Consider the following 18,610-nt stretch of genomic DNA (forward strand, 5'->3'; position numbering starts at 1 on the left):
CACCTACCCGCGGCGGGTCATCAGCCGGTAGGTCGCGGCCAAGCCCACCACGCACCAGGCTGCCAGCACGGCGTACGGAGTGACCGAGATGCCGCCGGCCGCCGGTGTGAGCGTCTCCCGGATGACCTGTGCCATGTACTGGAACGGCAGGACGACGTGGATCGCCTGGAGCCAGCCCGGCAGCCGGTCGGCCGGGAAGTTCACCGGGGAGAACATCAGCGTGACGAAGACGATGAGCTGCGCCACCAGGCCCACCGCTGCGGCCGGCAGCGCGTGCGCCATTCCGTAACCGAGCGCCGTGGCGGTCAGCGCCACCAGCAACGCGGCCGGGACCAGCAGCCCGTGCACCTGCAGGTCGAGGTCGAAGCGGAACGCCGCGACCAGCACGGACAGGACCAGGCTGGGCAGCGCGCCGACGATCCAGATGGTCAGGCCGGCGGCGACCGAGGCCATCGGCGGCACCGGCAGCGTCTGGTCGAACTCGAAGCTGCCCTGCAGTTTGCTCTGCGCCACCATGTTCGGCGCCATCACCAGCCCGACCGTGATCAGGCCGAGGGTGGGCCCACCGGTGGCCAGGAACGCCGCGCTGGTGGTGTCCACGGTGGGCATCAGGTAGGCGAAGCCGACGATGATGCCCACCGACAGCCCGGTCGAGACCAGGGCGAACAGCGGCAGCAGGAAGCGCAGGCGCAGGGCGTTCCAGCGGACCAGCAGGGCATAGCTACGAAGCCACGACATCGTGTTCCTCCTCCAGGGCCAGGTAGATGTCCTCGACCCGGACCGGCGAGAGGGTGAACTCGCTGATGGCGCCGGCCGCCTGCAGCCGCGCGGCCCACTCGGCGGCGGTCGCGGAGTCCCCGGTGTCCAGCCGGTACACCAGCCGGTGCCGCTCGCGCCGTGGCGGCGGGGAACGGAACGGCGGCGGCGGGGACGGCTCCTCGCGGCCGGGCGTGACGGCGATCTCCAGCCGGACCGGCGGGCCGGCCTCGGCGCGCAGCTCGGCGACCGTGCCGTCGACCACCACCCGTCCGTGCGCGAGCACCGACAGGCGGTCCAGGATGCCCTCGACCTCGGTGAGGTTGTGGGTGACCAGGACGACGGCGGCGCCCGCGTCGGCGAGTGCCCGGACGTGTTGCCAGAGCAGGCGGCGGCGTACCGGGTCGACGTCGTTGCTCGGCTCGTCGAGGATGACCACCCGGCCGGGGCGGACGGCGGCCAGCCCGTACGCGGCGAGCCGCCGCACGCCGCCGGACAGCCGCTCTCCGGGCGTGTCGGCCCATTCGGTGATGTCCAGGGCCTCCATCAACGTCTGCGTGGCGCCGGCGGCCTCCGCCCGGGAGGCGCCGCGCATCCGGGCGACCAGGGAGATCGCCTGGCGTGGTGTCACCCCCATGAGGGGGACCTGCGCCTGGGGCTGCACCGAGCAGACCCGCCGGGCGAAGCCGGGGTCGGCCACCGGGTCGCCGTCGCCGATCCGGATCGTCCCACTGGTCGGCCGGATCGCGCCGGCGACCTGCCTGACCAGGGTGGTCTTGCCGGCTCCGTTGTGCCCGAGCAGGCCGTAGACCTCGCCTGCGGCAACCGTGATGCTGATGTCGTCGTTCGCGAGAACGCCGCGGGGATACTCCTTGCGAACATGGTCTATGCGAAGGTCCATGTCGACTCCGATACTAATCGGTATTCGGATACCGGCCAGTATCTGACTTGCCGGTGAGCCGGTCAAGCCGAACACGGGAGAGGGGCGCGATGGAGCGCATGGGGCGGCGGGAACGCCAGCAGTACAACCGGGCCCGTCTGCTCGACGCGGCGCAGAGGCTGCTCGCCCAGCGCGGCTGGTCCGCGTCGCTGGACGAGATCGCCCGCGACGCGGGGCTGACCAAGGGCGCCGTCTACTCGAGTTTCGCCAGCAAGGAGGACATCCTGATGGCGTTGCTGGACCGCCAGCTGGGCGCCGCCAGCGCCGAGCTGGCGGACAGTGTTCCCGCTGCTGACGGCGACGGCACGGTGCGCGCGTTCACGGCGCTCAGCGAGGACAACTCGGCGGCCGGGCGGGCCCCGGCGAACGCGGAGTTCGCCATGCTGATGCTGGAGTTCTGGCTGGCCGCGATGCGGGACGAGCAGGTTCGCCCGCGCTACATCGACGCGCTGCGGCGCACCCGCGCCCGGGTCGCCGACCAGATCGCCGATCAGGCCGGCCCGGACCCGGAGACGCTGCGGCGCACGGCCACCCTGCTGCTCGGCCTGGACATCGGGCTGAGCATCCAGCGTTTGATCGACCCCGAGTCGGTCCCGGAGTCGTGGTACGCCGACGCCTTCCGGATGCTGATCGGGTCCGCCGGAGAAGGTGCGGACGCGAGCTAGTTCTGGTCGCGCAGGCTCAGCGGGCGCATGTCGGTCCACACCTCGTCGATGTGGGCCAGGCACTCCTCGCGGCTGCCGGTCACCCCGGCGGATCTCCAGCCCTCCGGCAGCGGCCGGTCGGCGGGCCAGATCGAGTACTGCTCCTCGTCGTTGAGCACGACGACGTGCTGCGGTGCGGCGAAGCTCATTTCCGGCGTCTCCCTGTGGTGTGGTCGGCGAATCTCGTCGGGCATCCATGGGTGTCGCTCGGTCGAGCCTAGGGCGGTCCGGCGGCGGCGGCAAACGCTCTCGCGCCATCGATCGCGGCGGGATTGTGAGGTGGATCATAGTCATCTCGGTCAAGGTGCCTAACCCATAAAACATACCGGATCAATGGAGTACGCCTAATCGCCCGTTCAGTCCCGCCGGAGTGGCGCCGCTGGCGATTTGCCGGCACCCGCCTTTCTCGATATGTAGGAATAAGCGTCCCGGTGGAGAAATGCCGGTACAGGTGGCAGCTGAGGACCTGTTCAACTGATGCCGCCCCGCTTGAATCGCGATCATACGATGCCGATGATCGATGCCTACCGCGTCGTTGGTCACAGTGGGCGGTGTTACTGTGGCCACCGCGTGTGATTCGGCGAATAGAACCACGGCTGCAGTACGGGGGCGTATGCAGGTGACTTCGAGGCGTTCATCAGCGCAGCGAGTTATTCGATTGTCGATCAAAGACATCGGTCCACCGGATTCACCACGCAACGGTGGAATCGATGAAGATCATGTGCGCCGGCTGGCGAGTCAGGCAACGGCGTTACCGCCGATCCTGGTGCACGCCGGGACAATGCGTCTCATTGATGGGGCGCACCGTCTGAGAGCGGCATTGCTGCGTGGTGAGTCGAGCGTCGACGCGGTTCTTTTCCCGGGTGCCCTGGAAGAGGGATTCCGGGTCGGAGTGCGGGCGAACATCCGGTACGGCCGCCCGCTGAGCCGGTCCGAGCGGCGCGCCGCGGCGGAGCGGATCGTCCGGTCCCACCCGATGCTCTCCGACCGGGCGATCGCCGAGGATGTCGGTCTGTCGACCCGGACCGTGGCGGACATCCGCCGCGGCGTCGACGGCGGCCGGGCCACGATCCGGATCGGCCGGGACGGCCGGACCCGCCCGCTGTCCGCGATCGACGGCCGGAAACGCGCTGTTCAGGTGCTCGCCGAGCGCCCGGACTGCTCGCTGCGGCAGGTCGCGCGGGAGGCCGGGATCTCCCTCGGCACCGCACGTGACGTGCGGCATCGGCTGCGATCGGGTGACGATCCGCTGCTTCGCGCCACGGCCCGGCCCGCGCCGGCGGCGGACCCGGCCCCGCCGCCGGATCGCGAGCGGGAGCGCGCCGACGTCGGCGCACTGATCAAAATCCTGCGCCGGGATCCCTCGATCCGCTACACCGAGCGCGGCCGCGGCATGTTGCGCTGGCTCAGCGTTCGCATGGTCAACTCCAAGCAGTGCGCGGAGGTCGCCGAGATGGTCCCGCCGCACAGCGCGGGCATGCTCGCAAAGATCGCCCGGGAATGCGCCGCGGCCTGGTCCGAGCTCGCCGACGAACTGGAACACAAGCACACCTGCTGATCGGCGAGTAATTGCAGCGGTTGAACGCTGTCCCAGGTGCCCATTCAACGGATCAATGCGTTCAACTGATTACTTTCCATTTCGTGCTACCGTCCCGGCGGATCAAAAAATCCATGGGGGAGGATTCGCAATGCCTTCGTTTCCGCAACAGGACGAGGTGCCCGTTTCCCGAACGTTGAACGAACAATCCCGGGTGATAATCCAGAAATGCATCGCCGATCTGACGGCGTTGCTCACCGGGATGGAACCGGGACCGGAACCCGAGGCGGGACCGTTTCCGCTGACCGATTTACAACAGGCTTACCTCATCGGCGAACAGGGCGTCGCCCGGAACGCGTCGCCGGCTCTCTACATCCAGGAGTACGCGTTCCCCGCCTCCGCTCACCTGGATCTCGCCGGTTTCGCGGACGCGGTGGCGCGGGTCCGGCGCGGGTATCCCGTGATGCGGACCCGGATCACCGCGGACGCCCACCAGTTCTTCGGTCGAGTGTCCGATAATGACAACCCGGCGGAGCTGATCCAGATCGTGGATCGCACCGCCGTGCGGGCCGACAAGATTGACGCCGAGCTCGCGGTGCTGCGCGCGTCGCTCCCCGAGGACGTTCCGGACAACGCCGCCGGCCGCCCGTTCCTGTTCCGCTTCGTGCGGCTGCCCGGCGGCGTCGTCCACCTGCAGGTCGCGCTCCGGCTCGCGGTCTTCGACGGGGTCACCATCCAGCTGCTCTTCGCCGAACTCGCGCGGTGCTACGCCGATCCGGCGTACCGGCCGGCCGGCGACGAGTCGTACCTGGACTTCCTGACCCGCCTGGAACGCCGCCGCACCACGCCGGAGTACCGGGCCGCCGAGCGCTACTGGCAGTCCCGGCTGGACACGATGGCGCCCGCGCCGGACCTGCCCCGGGCGGCCGACGGCGCCGGCCACCCCGACGTGCCGCTGCACCGGTCCGCCCACCGGCTGCCCGGCGACCGCTGGAAGAGCTTCCGGCATCACGCCGCCGAACACGGGGTATCGCCCGGTCTCGCGCTGCTGACGCTCTACGTCGAGTGCCTGCTGCGGTGGACCGGCGGACGCCCGGGCACTGTCGCGGTGCTCGCCTCCAGCCGGTCCGGCACGGCCGGCGTGCCCGACCGGATGTGGGGCAACGCCGCCTCCACCGTGCTGGTCGGTTACGACGAGGCGCCGGGCTCCTTCCTGGAGCGGTGCCGGGCGGTGCAGGAACGGCTCTACGACGACCTGGACGCGAGCGCGATGTCCGGCGTCGAGGTGGGCCGGGAGCTGAACCGCAGAACCGGCGGGGTGGGCAACCCGGTGCCGGTGGTGTTCAGCAGCGGGATCGAGCTGGTGCCCGGGCTGGCCGACGGCTTCCGGCTCGCGGTTCCCGGCGGCGAACTGGTGCACGGCGCGATCGCCACGCCCGAGGTGCTGCTCGACCACCAGACCTACGAGCTCGGCGGCGACCTGGTGTGCAACTTCGACCACGACCGGTCGGCCTACCCGCCCGGCATGATCGACGACCTCGCGGATTACCACCGGGAACGCCTCGAGGAGCTGGCGGAGGGCACGGGCGCGTGGGCCCGTACCTCTCCCGCGCCGTTGCCGGAGGCGCAGCTGGCCGCACGCCGTGCCGCGAACCGGACCGAGACGCCGGGTCTGGAGGGCGAGCTGCACGAAGCGGTCATCGACCGCATGCGCGACCAACCCGATGCCGTCGCGCTCATCGACGGCGAGCGCACGCTGACCTACGGCGAGCTGGACCGTCTCTCCGCCGCGCTCGCCGTCCGCCTGCGCGAGGCCGGCGTGGGCGCCGGATCGACCGATGGCGGTGCGGGTGGCGACGCCGCCGGGCCCGGCCTCGTCGCGGTTCACCTGCCGAAATCCTGGGCGCAACCGGTCGCGGTGCTGGCCGTGCTCCGGGCCGGCGGCGCCTACCTTCCGGTCGGCCCGACCTGGCCCGCGTCGCGGATCGTCCAGGTCCTGCGGCAGAGCGGCGCGGTCGCCATGATCACGCTGGACGGCACGCCGCCGGCCGGGATGCCGGAGCTGCCGACGCTGACCGTGTCCGGGGACGCCGGCGTCACCGTGGAGTCCGCTCCGGACGGCCTCGGCGGCGACCGGGACCGGACCGCCTACGTCATCTACACCTCCGGCTCGACCGGCACGCCGAAGGGCGTGGTGATCTCGCACGGAGCGGCCACCAACACGCTGCGCGACCTGGCCGGACGCCTCGGCCTGAGCCCGCGCGACCGGGTCCTCTCGGTCTCCTCGCTCGCCTTCGACCTCTCCGTCTTCGACATCTTCGGCATCCTCGGGACCGGCGGCACGGTGGTCATTCCGCGGGACAGCGACGTGCCGGAGCCGGACCACTGGGGACAGCTGTGCCGCGAGCACGGCGTCACGATCTGGAACTCGGTGCCGGCCCTGCTGGCGATGACGCTGGAGTACCTCGCCGACCGGGCCCCGGAGATGTTCGGCACGCTGCGGCTGGCCATGCTCAGCGGCGACTGGATCCCGCTGCCGCTGCCCGGCCGGGTCGCCGAGGTGGCGCCGGACGCCCGGGTGCTCGCCATGGGCGGCGCGACCGAGGCCTCGATCTGGTCCAACTACTTCTGGGCCGACGAACTGCCCGAGGGCTGGTCCACGGTTCCCTACGGCCGGCCGCTGGCGAACCAGACCATGCACGTGCTGGACCGCCGGCTCGCGGACGCCCCGGAGTGGGTGCCCGGTGACCTCTACATCGGCGGGACCGGGGTGGCCGACGGGTACCGCAACGCCCCGGACCTGACCGCCTCGTTCTTCTCCGTCGACCCGGCCAGCGGAGAGCGTCGCTATCGGACCGGCGACCGGGCCCGCTACCGTCCCGGCGGCATCCTGGAGTTCCTCGGCCGCCAGGACGACCAGGTCAAGGTCGGCGGGCACCGGATCGAGCTCGGTGAGATCGAGACCCGCCTGCTGGCGCACGACGCGGTGCGGACCGCGGTGGCCGCGGTGGCGGACGCCGGGGGTACGCCCTATCTCGCCGCCTTCGTCACGGCGGTGCCCGGTCACGCGCCCGACCCGGCGGCGCTTCGTGACCACCTGGCCGCCGAGGTGCCGTCGTACATGGTTCCCGGCGTGATCCAGGTGATGGACGAGCTGCCACTGAGCGCCAACGGCAAGGTGGACCGCAAGACCCTCCTGAGCCGGCTCGCCGGTCTCACCCCGGCGCCCGCAGACGGTACGGCGGGTGTGCCGCCCCGCACCACTGACGAGTCCCGGCTGCTGGCGGTGTGGCGCGAGCTGCTCGGCCCCGAGGTCCGTGGCGTCACCGACGACTTCTTCACGCTCGGCGGCAACTCGCTGCTCGCGGTGCGGCTGTTCCACCGGATCAAGGAGGAGCTCGGGCACACCCTGCCCCTTTCCTCGCTGATGCGCAGCCGGACCGTGGCCGAGCAGGCCCGCCTGCTCCGCTCGGACGATCCCCGGCAGGAGGCCTCGCCGCTGGTCCGGATCAAGGACGGCGATCCGCACCGGGTGCTGGTCCTGGTGCACCCGGTCGGCGGTGACGTGCTCTGCTACCAGCCGCTGGTGCACGCCCTGGCGGACTGGTCCGGCCCGGCCGGGATGACCGTGCACGGCCTGCGGGCGCTCGGGCTGGTGCCGGGCGAGGACACCCCGGAGAGCCTGACCGCTGCGGCGCAGCGGTACGCCGAGGAGATCTGCCGGTCGGTGCCCGAGTCCGCGGTCGTGCACCTGGTCGGCTGGTCGATGGGCGGCACCATCTCCACGCAGCTGGCCGGCCTGCTCGCCGGGCGCGACCGCCGGGTCGGCTCGGTGACCGCGATCGACTCCTTCATCGGCGGCCCGGACGCCGCAGTGGTCACCCCGGCCGAGCGGGTCGCCGGTTTCTTCCACGACCTGGCGCAGGGCGCCGACGTCACCGGGTACGTCCCGCGGACGGCGACCGAGGCGGACCTGTGCGCGATCCAGGAGTCGTTGCTGAGTGCCGGCCTGGTGACCGATCGGATCGCCGCGGAGGACCTGACCCGGCTCTTCGCCGTCTACCGGCACAACTCCGTCATCCTGGAGCAGCACGTCCCCGGGCCCGCCCCGGACCGGCTGATGCTGCTGCAGGCGCAGGACACCCGGCCTGACACGTTCCCGGCGCTGGTCCCGCTGCGGGAGGTGCTGGCCGGCGCCCCGGAACCGCAGTGGCTGCCCGGCGACCACTACACCGTGATGACCCCGGAGCGATCGGCCGAGATCGCCGCCCTGGTGGCCGCGCACATCGGCGCGACGGAGTCGCCGGCCGCCTCCGTCCTGACCACCGAGCTGCAGTACATGCTCGGAAAACTCTGGTGCTGACCCGTTCTCCGCTCACCTTTTGGAAGGAACCCCTCGATGCCTGGTAAGCAGCCTGAGATCTGGAACTCCGGCACGTTCGACGTGATGCGCCGCAAGCTCATCCCGTCGTTCGATCTGATCTACTCCAGTGGAGTCCACGCGGTTGTCGAGACCGTCCCGGAGAACGCCCGCATCCTCGACCTCGGCGCCGGGACCGGCCTGCTCGGCGGCGCGATCCTGGACCGGTTGCCCGACGCGGAGCTGGTGCTCGTCGACCACTCCGACGCGATGCTGGCGAAGGCACGGGAGCGCTTCGCCGGCAACCCCAGGGTCACCGTCGAGGTGGGCGACATGCGCGACCCGCTGCCGGCCGGCCCGTTCGACGCGGTGGTCTCCGGCCTGGCCATCCACCACCTCACCCACGAGGGCAAGCAGGACCTCTTCCAGCGCATCCGCGAGGTGCTCACCCCGCAGGGCGTGTTCGTCAACGTCGAGCAGCTGGCCGGCCCCAACCCGGCCGTCGAGGCGATGTACGACTTCCAGCACGAGGCCCACGTGCAGCGGATGGACTGCCCGCCGGACGAGTGGGCGGCCGGCCGGGAGCGGATGAAGCTCGACATCTGCGCCACCCTGGAGGACCAGCTGGAGTGGCTGCGCAAGGCCGGGTTCGGCCAGGTCGACTGCCTCGCCAAGGACTGGCGTTACGGCACGTACGCGGCCTGGGTGGCGCAGTGATGCCGGTTCTCTGCCAGGCGTTCCGCGAGGTCGCGGCCGGCCGGGCGGACCAGGTCGCGATCGTCGACGTCGACGACACCGCGATCCGGTACGGCGAACTCGTCGCGCTCGTCGAACGCCTCGCCGCCGGCCTGTACGCCAAGGGGGTCCGCGAGGGTGACACGGTCGCCTTCGCGCTGCCCAACAGCGCCCGATACGTGGCTTTGATCCTGGCAGTGGCCCGGGTCGGCGCCCGCTACGTGCCGCTGATGGTCAACTTCGGCCCGGAGGACACCCGCCGCGCGATCGAGCAGAGCACGCCCGTGCTGCTGGTCGCCGGCCGGGAGCACCACGTCGCGTCCGGAGCGGTGCCGGTCGTCTCGCTGGAGGCGCTCGCGGCCGACGCCCCGGCCGCGCCGGAGAAGGCGTACACCGGGCTGTTCCGGCAGTTGTGGACCTCCGGCTCGACCGGGTTCCCGAAGATGATGGTCTGGCGGCAGGACAAGTTCCTCACCGAGCGGCGGCGGTGGCTGGCCGACGTCGGCATCCGCGCCGACGACGTCTTCTACTGCCGCCACCCGCTCGACGTCGCGCACGCCACCGACCTGCACATGTTCGCCGCGCTGCTCAGCGGCGCCCGGCTGGTGCTGGCCGACCCGGCCGACTCGCCGGCGGCCTACCTGAGCCGGTTGCGGCGCAGCCGGGCCACCGTGATGAGCGCGCTCCCGGCGCACTACGAGATGCTGGTCCGAGCCGCTGAGCAGGACGGCGGCCGGGTGGATCTGCCGGCGATGCGGTTGCCGATGTGCGGCGGCGCGTACCTGAGCCCGGCCGTGGTCCGGGCGGCCGCCGAGCGGCTCGGCATCCACATCCGGCAGATCTACGGCTCCACCGAGTTCGGCATCGCGGCCGGCAACATGGCCGACGAACCGCAGACCGACGGGTCGGTGACCGCGGTCCAGGGTGTCGGCATGCGGATCGCCCCGCTGGTCGACGGGCACTGGGACGTCGGCGAGCTGGTGCTCCAGTCGGCCTGCACCAGCGAGGGCTACCTCTTCGCCGACGAGGCGAACCGCCGTACCTTCCGCGGCGGCGAGTTCTGGACCGGCGACGTCGCTCAGCGGACCGGCGCCGGCGCGGTCCGGGTGATCGGCCGGGTCTCCGAGGTGCTGACCGCGGCGACCGGCCCGCTGCCCGCGCCGCTGCTGGACGCCGAGTGCGTCGCGGCCTGCCCGGGCAGCGAGGTGGTCTGCCTGCCGGCCGAGCCGGGAAAGCTGTCCGACCGGGTGATCGTGGTGATCGACGCCGGCGCGGCGCCGGCCGCGGAGGTGACCGGCCGGGTCGAGGAGATCCTCGCCCGGCACCGGCTGCGGGCCGACCTGCACGTGGTCGAGGACATCCCGCACACACCGGTCGGCAAGGTCGACAAGCCGGCGCTGCGCCGCCTGTTCGCCCTGGCGAGCCGGTGATGCGGCCGCACGAGCACGGCAGCGGACCTGCCGTGATCCTGATTCCCGGCCTGGGCGCCAGCCGGCGGTTCTTCGATCCGCTGGTGGACGACCTGGCCCGCGACCATCGGGTGATCACCGTCGACCTGCCCGGTCACGGCGACCGCCCGGCCCCCGAGCGAGTGCCGGATCTGCACGAATGCGCCGCCGAGCTGCGCCGCGTGATCGACGGGCTGGGCGAGGAGCGGGTCAGCCTGGTCGGCTGGTCGCTGGGCGCCACGGTGGCCTGGACGTACCTGAGCGAGTTCGGCGAGGACCGGGTGCGGCGGCTGGTCAGCGTCGAGCAGACGCCGTGGCTGGTCACCGGCCCGGACTGGCGGTACGCCGCGTTCGGCTCGCTGGACGAGCAGGGCGCGCAGATTCTGCTCGCCGACGTGGAGCGCGACTGCGGCGCGTTCGTCGAGACCCTGGTCACGAGCTCGTTCGCGGACCGGACGGAACCGGACCCGGCACTGCTCGGCCGCCTGGTCGCGGAGGGGCGCCGGGCAGACCCGGCAGCGATCCACGGCCTGCTGTCCGACGTGCTGAAGCAGGACTGGCGTGACCGGGTGGGCGCGATCGGCGTACCCACCCTGCTGATCCACGGCCGTCGCAGCCGGGTCTACCCGCCGCAGGTCGGCGCCTGGCTGGCCGGCGCGATGCCGGACGCCCGCGTCGAGTTCCTGGAGGACTCCGGGCACCTCTGCTTCCTCGAGGAATCCCGGCGTTTCAGCACCGTGCTCCGTGACTTCCTGACAACCGAGGAGAAGGCATGACGTCGTCAACACCGGCGAGCCGCCTGTGCTGGATCTACCCCGATCGCGGCACGGTACGGCAGCGGTCCGCCGAGGCCGCCGCCATCTGGACCACCTACACCGAGATCGCGGCCGACTGCGGCCTGGCGATGTCGCTGCACAAGTCGGAGGCGCTCGCGGTCGACGCGACCGGTCCGGGCGAGCCCCGGGTGTTCCTGGACGGCGAGCGGATCACCCCGCAGGACACCATCCTGATCACCTCGCTCTGGTCCCTGCCGCACCAGGTGAGCGAGGTGTGCAACCAGCTGTTCGCGTACTCGATCGTCGAGCAGGCCGGCTTCTATCTGCCGATTCACCCGCGGATGTCGTACATCACCACGGACAAGATGGCGACCATGCTCTACCTGCGGGACTGTCCGGTCCAGCGGGTGCCGACGGTGCGGATCGGCAGCGGCCGGGACGCGATCAGCCGGCACTACGAGCCCGCGCTGGAGAACCTGGAGTACCCGCTGATGGTGAAGCCGGCGTACTGGGGGATGGGTATCGGGGTCTGCCTGGCACACGACGAGCACGAGCTGCGTGGCCTGGTCGGGCTGGCCGGGGGAGCGGACACCGCCCTGGTGCTGCAGCCCTATCTGGGCAAGGGCGTCAACGACTTCCGGGTCTACGTGATCGACGGCAAGGCGCACACCGTGCTGCAGCGGATCCCGCAGGGCGCCTCGCTGACCGCGAACCTGGTCAACGGCGGCCGGCTGGAGTACCCGCCGCTGCCGAAGGAACTGGAGAGCTCGATCGACTACATCGCCGAGCGGTTGCGGATGCCGTACTTCGCCGCCGACTTCCTCTGGGACGGCGAGCAGTTCTGGCTCTCCGAGGTGGAGCCGGACGGCGCGGTCGGCTACGCGCAGACCGAGGAGATCGCGAAGATCCAGCGGCCGGTGATCGAGGCCCGGTTCCGGGCGTACCTGGCCGCGCACGCGGAGTGGATCAGCCGGGCGGGAGCGTCGGCATGACGGCTGGGGAGACGATCGGGAGCCTGCCGTTCGAGGACGTGCTGACGCAGGCTCGCGGCCTGGAGGGACGCGGTGGCACGCCGGTGCCGGCCGGCGCCGCCGCGCTCACCGACCTGGCGATCGCCGGGCCGGCCGAGATCCGGGCGGTGACCTACGAGCAGTCCCGTGGCTCCGGCGCGGCGCTGATGTCCAGCGGCGGGACCACCGGGCGGCCGAAGCTGACCTACGTGCCGTTCCACCAGGCGGTGGACCGGGTGCTGCGGGAGTGGCGACCGATCGGCCCGGACAACGTGGTCCTCAACCTGTTCAACCCGGGCCGGCTCTGGGCCTCGCATTACTACATCCAGGCGCTGGCCGAGAAGTCCCGCAGCACGGTGCTGCCCTCCGGCGGCTTCGCCCCGGAGGACGTCGGGCACTGGGTGCCGATGTTCACCGAGATCGGGCTGGACACCCTGACCGGTACGCCGAGCGCGCTCGCCGACTTCGCCGAAGGCCTGATCGCCTCCGGCGAGACGCTGGACATCACCACGATCATCTGGCTGGCCGAGCCGTGGACCGACGCGAAGCTGCAGACCGTGCAGAAGGCGTTCCCGGACGCCCGGTACTGGGCGAACTACGGATCGGTGGAGACCTACATCATCGCCACCAACACGCCCGACTGCGATCTGTCCACATTGCATCTGATGCCGGACCAGGTCCTGGAGCTGGACGACGCGGGAGCGTTGCTCAGCAGGCGCGGTGACGGGTGGGTGATGCCCGCCGTGCGGTATCGTCTCGGTGACCGATTGTCGTCCGCCGCATGCCGTTGTGGACGTCCCGACGGTCTCCGGGTTCTCGGCCGAGCCGATGACGCGGTCAGCCTGCGCAGCGCTCTGTTCAGCGTCGGCGAGGTGGTGGCGCATGCCCGCACCTTCGCCGGCGTCGACGAGGCGAGGCTCGTGCTGACCCGCGACCTGGAGTCTCCGAAGGCTGCGACGGCGCTGACCCTCGAGTACTCCGGTGATGCCGATCCGGAGGCGGTCCGCGCCTATCTCACCGCGCACTTCTATCACCTCGCCGCGGTGCACAGCCGATTCCCCGGGGCGATCACCGCGCAGCGCGTGGACAAGGTGAGCCGTGTGGAGCGCACCAACAAGGTGGCGCCCGCAGTCTGGAGGGAATAGGTGACATCCGATGTGGCTGAACAGGGTGCAGAGGCCCGTGCGGGATGGCGGCGCAATCCGTGGATGAGTCTGGTCGTCCTGGCTCTCGGGTTCTTCCTGACGATGCTGGACGTCTCCATCGTCAACATCGCCATCCCGGACCTGCGCAGTGAGTTCGACGCCTCGCTGCCGACAGTGCTGTGGGCGGTCAACGCCTATGTGCTGGTCGTGGCGGTGCTGCTGATCACCGCGGGCCGGCTCGGGGACCTCTTCGGTCCACGGCGGCTGTTCGTCGTCGGCATCACGATCTTCACCGTGTTCAGCCTGCTCTGCGGCCTGGCGCAGAGCCCGCAGCAGCTGATCGCCGCCCGTGCCCTGCAGGGCCTCGGCGCGGCGCTGCTGCTCCCGCAGACCATGTCCATGATCGTCAGCCTGTTCCCGCCCACCCGGCGGGGTCTTGCTCTGGGCATCTGGGGCGCGGTCGGCGGTGTCGCCGCGATCGCCGGCCCGGCCCTGGGCGGTGTGCTGGTGACCACCCTGGACTGGCGATGGATCTTCCTGGTGAACGTCCCGATCGGCGTGGCCGCCGTGGTGCTCACCTTCCTGGTCGTGCCGGACCTGCGGTTCGACCGGCGGCACCGGCTGGACTTCGCGGGCATCGCGCTCGCCTCCGCCGCCCTGTTCTGCCTCACCTTCGCGCTGATGGAGGGTGAGCGATTCGACTGGGCGCCGTGGATCCTGGCGATGCTGGGCGCGGCCGTGGTGCTCGGCGCGGCGTTCGTCTGGCAGCAGGGACGCCGCCAGGAGGCCGAGCCGCTGGTGCCGTTCGCGCTGTTCGAGCTCCGGTCGTACCGGGCGATGGTCCTGGTGGCGGCGTCGGTCTCGTTCGGAATCATCGGCTTCATGCTGGTGATGACGCTGTTCTTCCAGTCCGTACTGGGCTTCTCGGCGCTCGCCGCCGGCCTCTCGCTCGCCCCGCCGGCGGTACTCTCCACCCTGATGGCGCCGTTCGCCGGCAAGCTCACCGACCGCCTGGACGGCCGGCTGCTGCTCCTGGCCGGCCTGGTGCTGACGATCGTGGGCATGGGCTGGGCGGCCGCGGTGATGGACCTGGACGCGCAGTGGTTGTCGTTCCTCGGCCCGATGCTGGTGATCGGGCTCGGCAACGGCCTGCTGATCGCGCCGATGGCCGCGGTGGCGATGCGGGAGGTGCAGCCGCCGCTGGCCGGTGCGGCGTCCGGCCTGATGAACGCCATCCGCCAGCTCGGCCAGGTCGCCGCGATCACGCTGATCGGGTTGCTGCTGGCCCAGCGGCTGGCCGCGTGGCCGGACGGCGCGGCACCGGACGGCCCGTACGCCGACGCGCTGCGCCTCGGCATGGTGCTTCCGGCCGTGGCCATCCTGGTCGGCATCATCGCCTGCCTGCCCGCCGCGGCAGCGGCGCTCCGCAAGCCCGCCGCCTCCTGAACCCGGAGCCTCCCGATGCGTGTGACGTTCTTCTTCGACCCGCTCTGCCCGTGGGCCTGGATCTCTTCCCGCTGGCTGCTGGAGGCGGCCCGGGTGCGCGAGATCGAGCCGGTCTTCGACCTGATGAGCCAGGCCTATCTGTACGAGGGGCAGGACCTCACCGAGGACCAGCGGGCCACCGTCCGCGACATGATCAAACCGTTGCGGGTGCTCTCCGCGGCCGAGCAGAAGTACGGTGCGGAGGCGATTCCCCGGCTTTACGACCAGCTCGGCGTGCGGCTGCAGAACCAGGGTCTGCGGCACCGGCGCGAGGTCTGGCCGCAGGTCCTTGCCGACGGCCTGCGCGAGGCCGGGTTCGACGCCGGTCTCGCCGCGGCAGCGGAGACCGGCGAGCACGACGCGCGCATCCGGCGCACGCACGACCTCGCTGTGGCCGCGGCCGGCCCGGAGGCGGGCACTCCGGTGATCCGTTTCGACGAGGCCGGCGGCGCGGCGTTCTTCGGTCCGGTCGTCTCCCCGGCGCCGCGCGGGGAGGAGGCCGGCCGGCTCTGGGACGGCGTGGCGTTGCTTGCCGCAACCCCGGGCTTCTACGAGATCAAACGATCCCGCATGGGTGGGCCCGTGTTCGAGTGACAGTTGACGAGGGAGCTGATCATGGCACGAAGCACATTCCCGGTACGGATGCCGCTCCAGCGGTCCAGCAGCCTCCCGGTGGCGCGTTACGCGGCGCCGGCCACGGTGGATCTCGCCGACCGGACCTGGCCGGCGCGGCGGATCACCGAGGCGCCGCGCTGGCTCTCCACCGATCTGCGTGACGGCAACCAGGCGCTGCCCCGGCCGATGGACATCGAGCGCAAGAGCCGGCTGTTCCGGATGCTGACCCGGATCGGCTACAAGGAGATCGAGATCGGTTTCCCGGCGGCGAGCGAGACCGAGTTCGCGTTCACCCGCAAGCTGATCGAGAACGACGAGATTCCGGACGACGTGGTGATCCAGGCGATCGTGCCGGCTCGCGCCGACCTGATCCGCCGGACCTTCGAGGCCCTCGCGGGCGCGCCCCGGGCCATCGTGCACCTCTACAACTCCACCTCGGCGATCCAGCGCCGGGTGGTGTTCGGGATGGACCGCGCCGGGATCCGGCAGCTCGCGGTGGACCACGCCCGGCTCTGCCGTGAGCTGGCCGACGAGCATCCCGGTGTGATCGGCTTCGAGTACTCGCCGGAGTCGTTCTCGCAGACCGAGCTCGACTTCGCGGCGGACATCTGCTCCGCCGTGATGGACGTGTGGCAGCCGGCGCCGGACCGGGAGATCGTCATCAACCTGCCGGCCACGGTGGAGTGCGCCGGCCCGGGCATCTTCGCCGACCAGGTGGAGTGGATGAGCCGGAACCTGCCGTACCGGGAGAACGTCTGCCTCTCGCTGCACCCGCACAACGACCGGGGCACCGGTGTGGCAGCGGCGGAGCTCGGCCTGCAGGCCGGCGCTCAGCGGGTCGAGGGCTGCCTGTTCGGCAACGGCGAGCGGACCGGCAACGTGTGCCTGCTGATCCTGGGACTCAACCTGATGAGCCACGGCGTCGATCCGCAGATCGACTTCTCCGAGGTGGCGGCGTTGCGGGAGGAGTTCGAGGAGTGCACCGGGATGCGAGTGCCGGAGCGGTACCCGTACGCCGGGGAGCTGGTGCACACGTCGTTCTCCGGCTCGCACCAGGACGCGATCAACAAGGGGTTGCGGGCGCTGGAGGAGCGCGCCGAGGAACACGGGCGTCCGGTCGCCGAGGAGCCGTGGAACGTGCCGTACCTGCCGATCGACCCGCAGGACATCGGCCGCTCCTACGAGGCGATCATCCGGCTGAACAGCCAGTCCGGCAAGGGCGGCGTGGACTACGTGCTGCAGGCGCACTACGGGCTTCAGCTGCCCCGCGGCCTCCAGCGGGAGATGTCCGTGGTGATCCAGCACGTCTCCGACGAGGAGGACCGGGAGATCCTCCCGGAGGAGCTGTGGGAGTCGTTCCGGGCCGAGTTCCTGCCAGCCACGACGGGCGTCCAGCTGGTGTCGCACAAGCTGACGACCACGGCGGCCGGCGACGCCGAACTCAAGGCCGAAGTCGTGTTCCGCGGCGAGCCCTATGTGGTCAGCGGCTCCGGCGCGGGCGTGCTGCCGGCGTTCGCCGAGGCCCTCGCCGACGTCGGCGTGACGCCGGAGGTGCTGCACCACGCGGCGCAGCCGTTCACATCGGACGACGAGGCCGGAACGCTGTCGTACGTGCAGTGCCGGGTCGCCGGTCGTACCGTCTGGGGCTGCGGTTTCGACCCCGACCCGGACACCGCGGCGCTGCGCGGGCTGTGCGCCGCGCTGCATCGGGCGCAGCCGGTCCTGGCCGGCTGATTCTGCCGACAGGCGATTTCTTTCCGGTTGTCCGCTGTGGCTTGGTAGGAATCAACATATTCCAGCGTCTCGGGAGGCGAAGAAGATGAAGTTCGACAAATCCCTCAGAATGGCCGCCGGGTTCTCTTCCTTCGACGATCAGGTCTTCGACCGGCTGTTGCACGAGCGCATCATCTTTCTGGGCAGCGAGGTCACCGACGAGGTGTGCAACCGGATCTGTGCCCAGGTGCTGCTGCTGGCCTCGGCGGACAGCGAGCGGGACATCGCGCTCTACATCAACTCGCCGGGTGGCTCGGTCACCGCGGGCATGGCGCTCTACGACACCATGCAGTACGTCAAGAACGACGTGTCCACCATCGCGATCGGCCTGGCCGCGTCGATGGGCCAGCTGCTGCTCTGCGCCGGCGCGCCGGGCAAGCGGTTCTCGCTGCCGCACGCCCGGGTGATGATGCACCAGATCTCCGGCGGCATCGGCGGCACCGCGGCGGACATCGCCATCCAGGCGCAGAGCACGCTCTACATGAAGCGCAACATGAACGAGCGGATCGCGTTCCACACCGGGCGCACCCCGGAGGAGATCGAGCAGGACGCCGACCGGGACCGCTGGTTCACCGCCGAGGAGGCCCGCGACTACGGCATCGTCGACCACGTGATCAGCAGCGTCACGGAGGCCCCGCTGGCGCCCGCCCCGGCCTGATCACCGCCCGGCCGCCACCACCACGACGGTCGCGACCAGATCAGCGGTGACGGCGTAACGGCCGTGCAGCACCCGCAGCGGCGGTCCGCCGTCGAGGCGGGTGCCGGGCACCAGCAGCCGGGCGGTGAAGGCGCCGGCCGCCGGGTCGAACTCCAGGCTCGCCTCCTCGAATCCCAGCCAGCGCCCGGTCAGCGGGAACCACGCCTTGTAGACCGACTCCTTCGCGCTGAACAACAGCCGGTCCCAGTGGGTTCCGGGCGCCGAGCGGGTCAACCGGGCCAGTGCCGCCTGCTCCTCGGGGCGGATCACCATGCCCGTCACGTCGGCCGGCAGCGGCTCGTGCGGTTCGGCGTCGATGCCGAGGCCGGTCAGGTCGGCGTGCCGGGCCACCGCGGCGGCCCGGTACCCGGCGCAGTGGGTGATGCTGCCGGTCACGCCGGCCGGCCAGAGCGGTTCACGCCGGGGGCCGCTGCGGATCGGGCCGGGCGGGAAACCCAGCCGCCGCAACGCCTCCCGGGCGCACCGGCGGGCCGTGACGAACTCCCGCCGCCGGGACTCGACAGCGCCGCTGATCAGATCCGCCTCGCCGGGGAACGGCGACTCGCCCGGCACATCGCCGAACGTCTCCACCGCCACCACCGCCGGCGGAAGCAGTGGCCCTATCACAA

The 18,610-nt window shown here is 71.2% G+C and carries 16 protein-coding genes; 12 read left to right on the forward strand and 4 right to left on the reverse strand.

All coding sequences use genetic code 11. From position 1 onward, the window contains the following. Positions 1 to 3: 3 nt before the first annotated feature. Together AB0F72_RS08060 and AB0F72_RS08065 are read right to left on the reverse strand one after the other, a co-directional pair. Positions 4 to 738, reverse strand: coding sequence for an ABC transporter permease (locus AB0F72_RS08060; RefSeq protein ID WP_360427080.1), 735 nt, complete (start codon positions 736 to 738; stop codon positions 4 to 6). Continuing rightward, positions 722 to 1,657, reverse strand: coding sequence for an ABC transporter ATP-binding protein (locus AB0F72_RS08065; protein WP_360427083.1), 936 nt, complete (start codon positions 1,655 to 1,657; stop codon positions 722 to 724). The genes AB0F72_RS08060 and AB0F72_RS08065 overlap by 17 nt, the downstream gene beginning before the upstream one ends. 89 nt (positions 1,658 to 1,746) lie before the next feature. On the opposite strand from AB0F72_RS08065, the gene AB0F72_RS08070 reads away from it, so the two are divergent. Continuing rightward, the gene (locus AB0F72_RS08070; RefSeq protein ID WP_360427086.1) at positions 1,747 to 2,361 is read left to right on the forward strand and encodes a TetR/AcrR family transcriptional regulator; all 615 of its coding nucleotides are present in this window, start codon (positions 1,747 to 1,749) and stop codon (positions 2,359 to 2,361) included. On the opposite strand, the gene AB0F72_RS08075 is transcribed toward AB0F72_RS08070, so the two are convergent. Then, complete coding sequence (locus AB0F72_RS08075) at positions 2,358 to 2,549, reverse strand: MbtH family NRPS accessory protein (protein WP_360427089.1); 192 nt, start codon at positions 2,547 to 2,549, stop codon at positions 2,358 to 2,360. The two genes, AB0F72_RS08070 and AB0F72_RS08075, sit on opposite strands and share 4 nt — an antisense overlap. Positions 2,550 to 3,013: 464 nt before the next feature. On the opposite strand from AB0F72_RS08075, the gene AB0F72_RS08080 reads away from it, so the two are divergent. The 11 genes from AB0F72_RS08080 to AB0F72_RS08130 all read left to right on the forward strand — a co-directional run bounded on the left by AB0F72_RS08080 (position 3,014) and on the right by AB0F72_RS08130 (position 17,942). Continuing rightward, a complete protein-coding gene (locus AB0F72_RS08080; RefSeq protein WP_360427092.1) occupies positions 3,014 to 3,958 on the forward strand; it encodes a ParB/RepB/Spo0J family partition protein in 945 nt (314 codons plus the stop codon). Positions 3,959 to 4,151: 193 nt separating this feature from the next. Then, positions 4,152 to 8,300 (forward strand): amino acid adenylation domain-containing protein, encoded by a 4,149-nt coding sequence (locus AB0F72_RS08085; protein ID WP_360427095.1) that lies wholly within the window; start codon positions 4,152 to 4,154, stop codon positions 8,298 to 8,300. Between the two features lie 36 nt (positions 8,301 to 8,336). Beyond that, the gene (locus AB0F72_RS08090; protein WP_360427098.1) at positions 8,337 to 9,014 is read left to right on the forward strand and encodes a methyltransferase domain-containing protein; all 678 of its coding nucleotides are present in this window, start codon (positions 8,337 to 8,339) and stop codon (positions 9,012 to 9,014) included. Next, positions 9,014 to 10,462: a class I adenylate-forming enzyme family protein gene (locus tag AB0F72_RS08095; protein ID WP_360427100.1), complete on the forward strand. Its 1,449-nt coding sequence runs from the start codon at positions 9,014 to 9,016 to the stop codon at positions 10,460 to 10,462. The genes AB0F72_RS08090 and AB0F72_RS08095 overlap by 1 nt, the downstream gene beginning before the upstream one ends. Positions 10,463 to 10,494: 32 nt before the next feature. Next, a complete protein-coding gene (locus tag AB0F72_RS08100) occupies positions 10,495 to 11,256 on the forward strand; it encodes an alpha/beta hydrolase (protein ID WP_360427103.1) in 762 nt (253 codons plus the stop codon). Then, a complete protein-coding gene (locus AB0F72_RS08105) occupies positions 11,253 to 12,248 on the forward strand; it encodes a hypothetical protein (protein WP_360427106.1) in 996 nt (331 codons plus the stop codon). Before AB0F72_RS08100 ends, AB0F72_RS08105 begins: the two co-directional genes overlap by 4 nt. Then, entirely contained in the window at positions 12,245 to 13,411 is a 1,167-nt protein-coding gene (locus tag AB0F72_RS08110) for an AMP-binding protein (RefSeq protein WP_360427109.1), read from the forward strand. Before AB0F72_RS08105 ends, AB0F72_RS08110 begins: the two co-directional genes overlap by 4 nt. A 63-nt stretch (positions 13,412 to 13,474) precedes the next feature. Further along, positions 13,475 to 14,857, forward strand: coding sequence for a DHA2 family efflux MFS transporter permease subunit (locus AB0F72_RS08115; RefSeq protein WP_360427112.1), 1,383 nt, complete (start codon positions 13,475 to 13,477; stop codon positions 14,855 to 14,857). 15 nt (positions 14,858 to 14,872) lie between these two features. Beyond that, the gene (locus tag AB0F72_RS08120; RefSeq protein ID WP_360427116.1) at positions 14,873 to 15,490 is read left to right on the forward strand and encodes a disulfide bond formation protein DsbA; all 618 of its coding nucleotides are present in this window, start codon (positions 14,873 to 14,875) and stop codon (positions 15,488 to 15,490) included. 21 nt (positions 15,491 to 15,511) lie between these two features. After that, positions 15,512 to 17,245 (forward strand): 2-isopropylmalate synthase, encoded by a 1,734-nt coding sequence (locus tag AB0F72_RS08125; RefSeq protein ID WP_360427118.1) that lies wholly within the window; start codon positions 15,512 to 15,514, stop codon positions 17,243 to 17,245. Between the two features lie 85 nt (positions 17,246 to 17,330). Continuing rightward, positions 17,331 to 17,942 (forward strand): ATP-dependent Clp protease proteolytic subunit, encoded by a 612-nt coding sequence (locus AB0F72_RS08130; protein ID WP_360427122.1) that lies wholly within the window; start codon positions 17,331 to 17,333, stop codon positions 17,940 to 17,942. Here the strand turns inward: AB0F72_RS08130 and AB0F72_RS08135 are convergent, their stop codons facing one another. After that, positions 17,943 to 18,608 (reverse strand): 4'-phosphopantetheinyl transferase superfamily protein, encoded by a 666-nt coding sequence (locus AB0F72_RS08135; protein ID WP_360427124.1) that lies wholly within the window; start codon positions 18,606 to 18,608, stop codon positions 17,943 to 17,945. Positions 18,609 to 18,610 lie beyond the last annotated feature (2 nt).

Origin of the sequence: Actinoplanes sp. NPDC023936, assembly GCF_040639325.1 — a bacterium.
Classification (GTDB): Bacteria; Actinomycetota; Actinomycetes; order Mycobacteriales; family Micromonosporaceae; genus Actinoplanes.

Coding starts and splice junctions, on each gene's coding strand:
- AB0F72_RS08125 (WP_360427118.1), top strand. CDS start 15,512: ATGGCACGAAGCACATTCCCGGTACGGATGCCGCTCCAGCGGTCCAGC.
- AB0F72_RS08110 (WP_360427109.1), top strand. CDS start 12,245: ATGACGGCTGGGGAGACGATCGGGAGCCTGCCGTTCGAGGACGTGCTG.
- AB0F72_RS08105 (WP_360427106.1), top strand. CDS start 11,253: ATGACGTCGTCAACACCGGCGAGCCGCCTGTGCTGGATCTACCCCGAT.
- AB0F72_RS08130 (WP_360427122.1), top strand. CDS start 17,331: ATGAAGTTCGACAAATCCCTCAGAATGGCCGCCGGGTTCTCTTCCTTC.
- AB0F72_RS08090 (WP_360427098.1), top strand. CDS start 8,337: ATGCCTGGTAAGCAGCCTGAGATCTGGAACTCCGGCACGTTCGACGTG.
- AB0F72_RS08070 (WP_360427086.1), top strand. CDS start 1,747: ATGGAGCGCATGGGGCGGCGGGAACGCCAGCAGTACAACCGGGCCCGT.
- AB0F72_RS08060 (WP_360427080.1), bottom strand. CDS start 738: ATGTCGTGGCTTCGTAGCTATGCCCTGCTGGTCCGCTGGAACGCCCTG.
- AB0F72_RS08075 (WP_360427089.1), bottom strand. CDS start 2,549: ATGAGCTTCGCCGCACCGCAGCACGTCGTCGTGCTCAACGACGAGGAG.
- AB0F72_RS08115 (WP_360427112.1), top strand. CDS start 13,475: ATGAGTCTGGTCGTCCTGGCTCTCGGGTTCTTCCTGACGATGCTGGAC.
- AB0F72_RS08065 (WP_360427083.1), bottom strand. CDS start 1,657: ATGGACCTTCGCATAGACCATGTTCGCAAGGAGTATCCCCGCGGCGTT.
- AB0F72_RS08095 (WP_360427100.1), top strand. CDS start 9,014: ATGCCGGTTCTCTGCCAGGCGTTCCGCGAGGTCGCGGCCGGCCGGGCG.
- AB0F72_RS08120 (WP_360427116.1), top strand. CDS start 14,873: ATGCGTGTGACGTTCTTCTTCGACCCGCTCTGCCCGTGGGCCTGGATC.
- AB0F72_RS08080 (WP_360427092.1), top strand. CDS start 3,014: ATGCAGGTGACTTCGAGGCGTTCATCAGCGCAGCGAGTTATTCGATTG.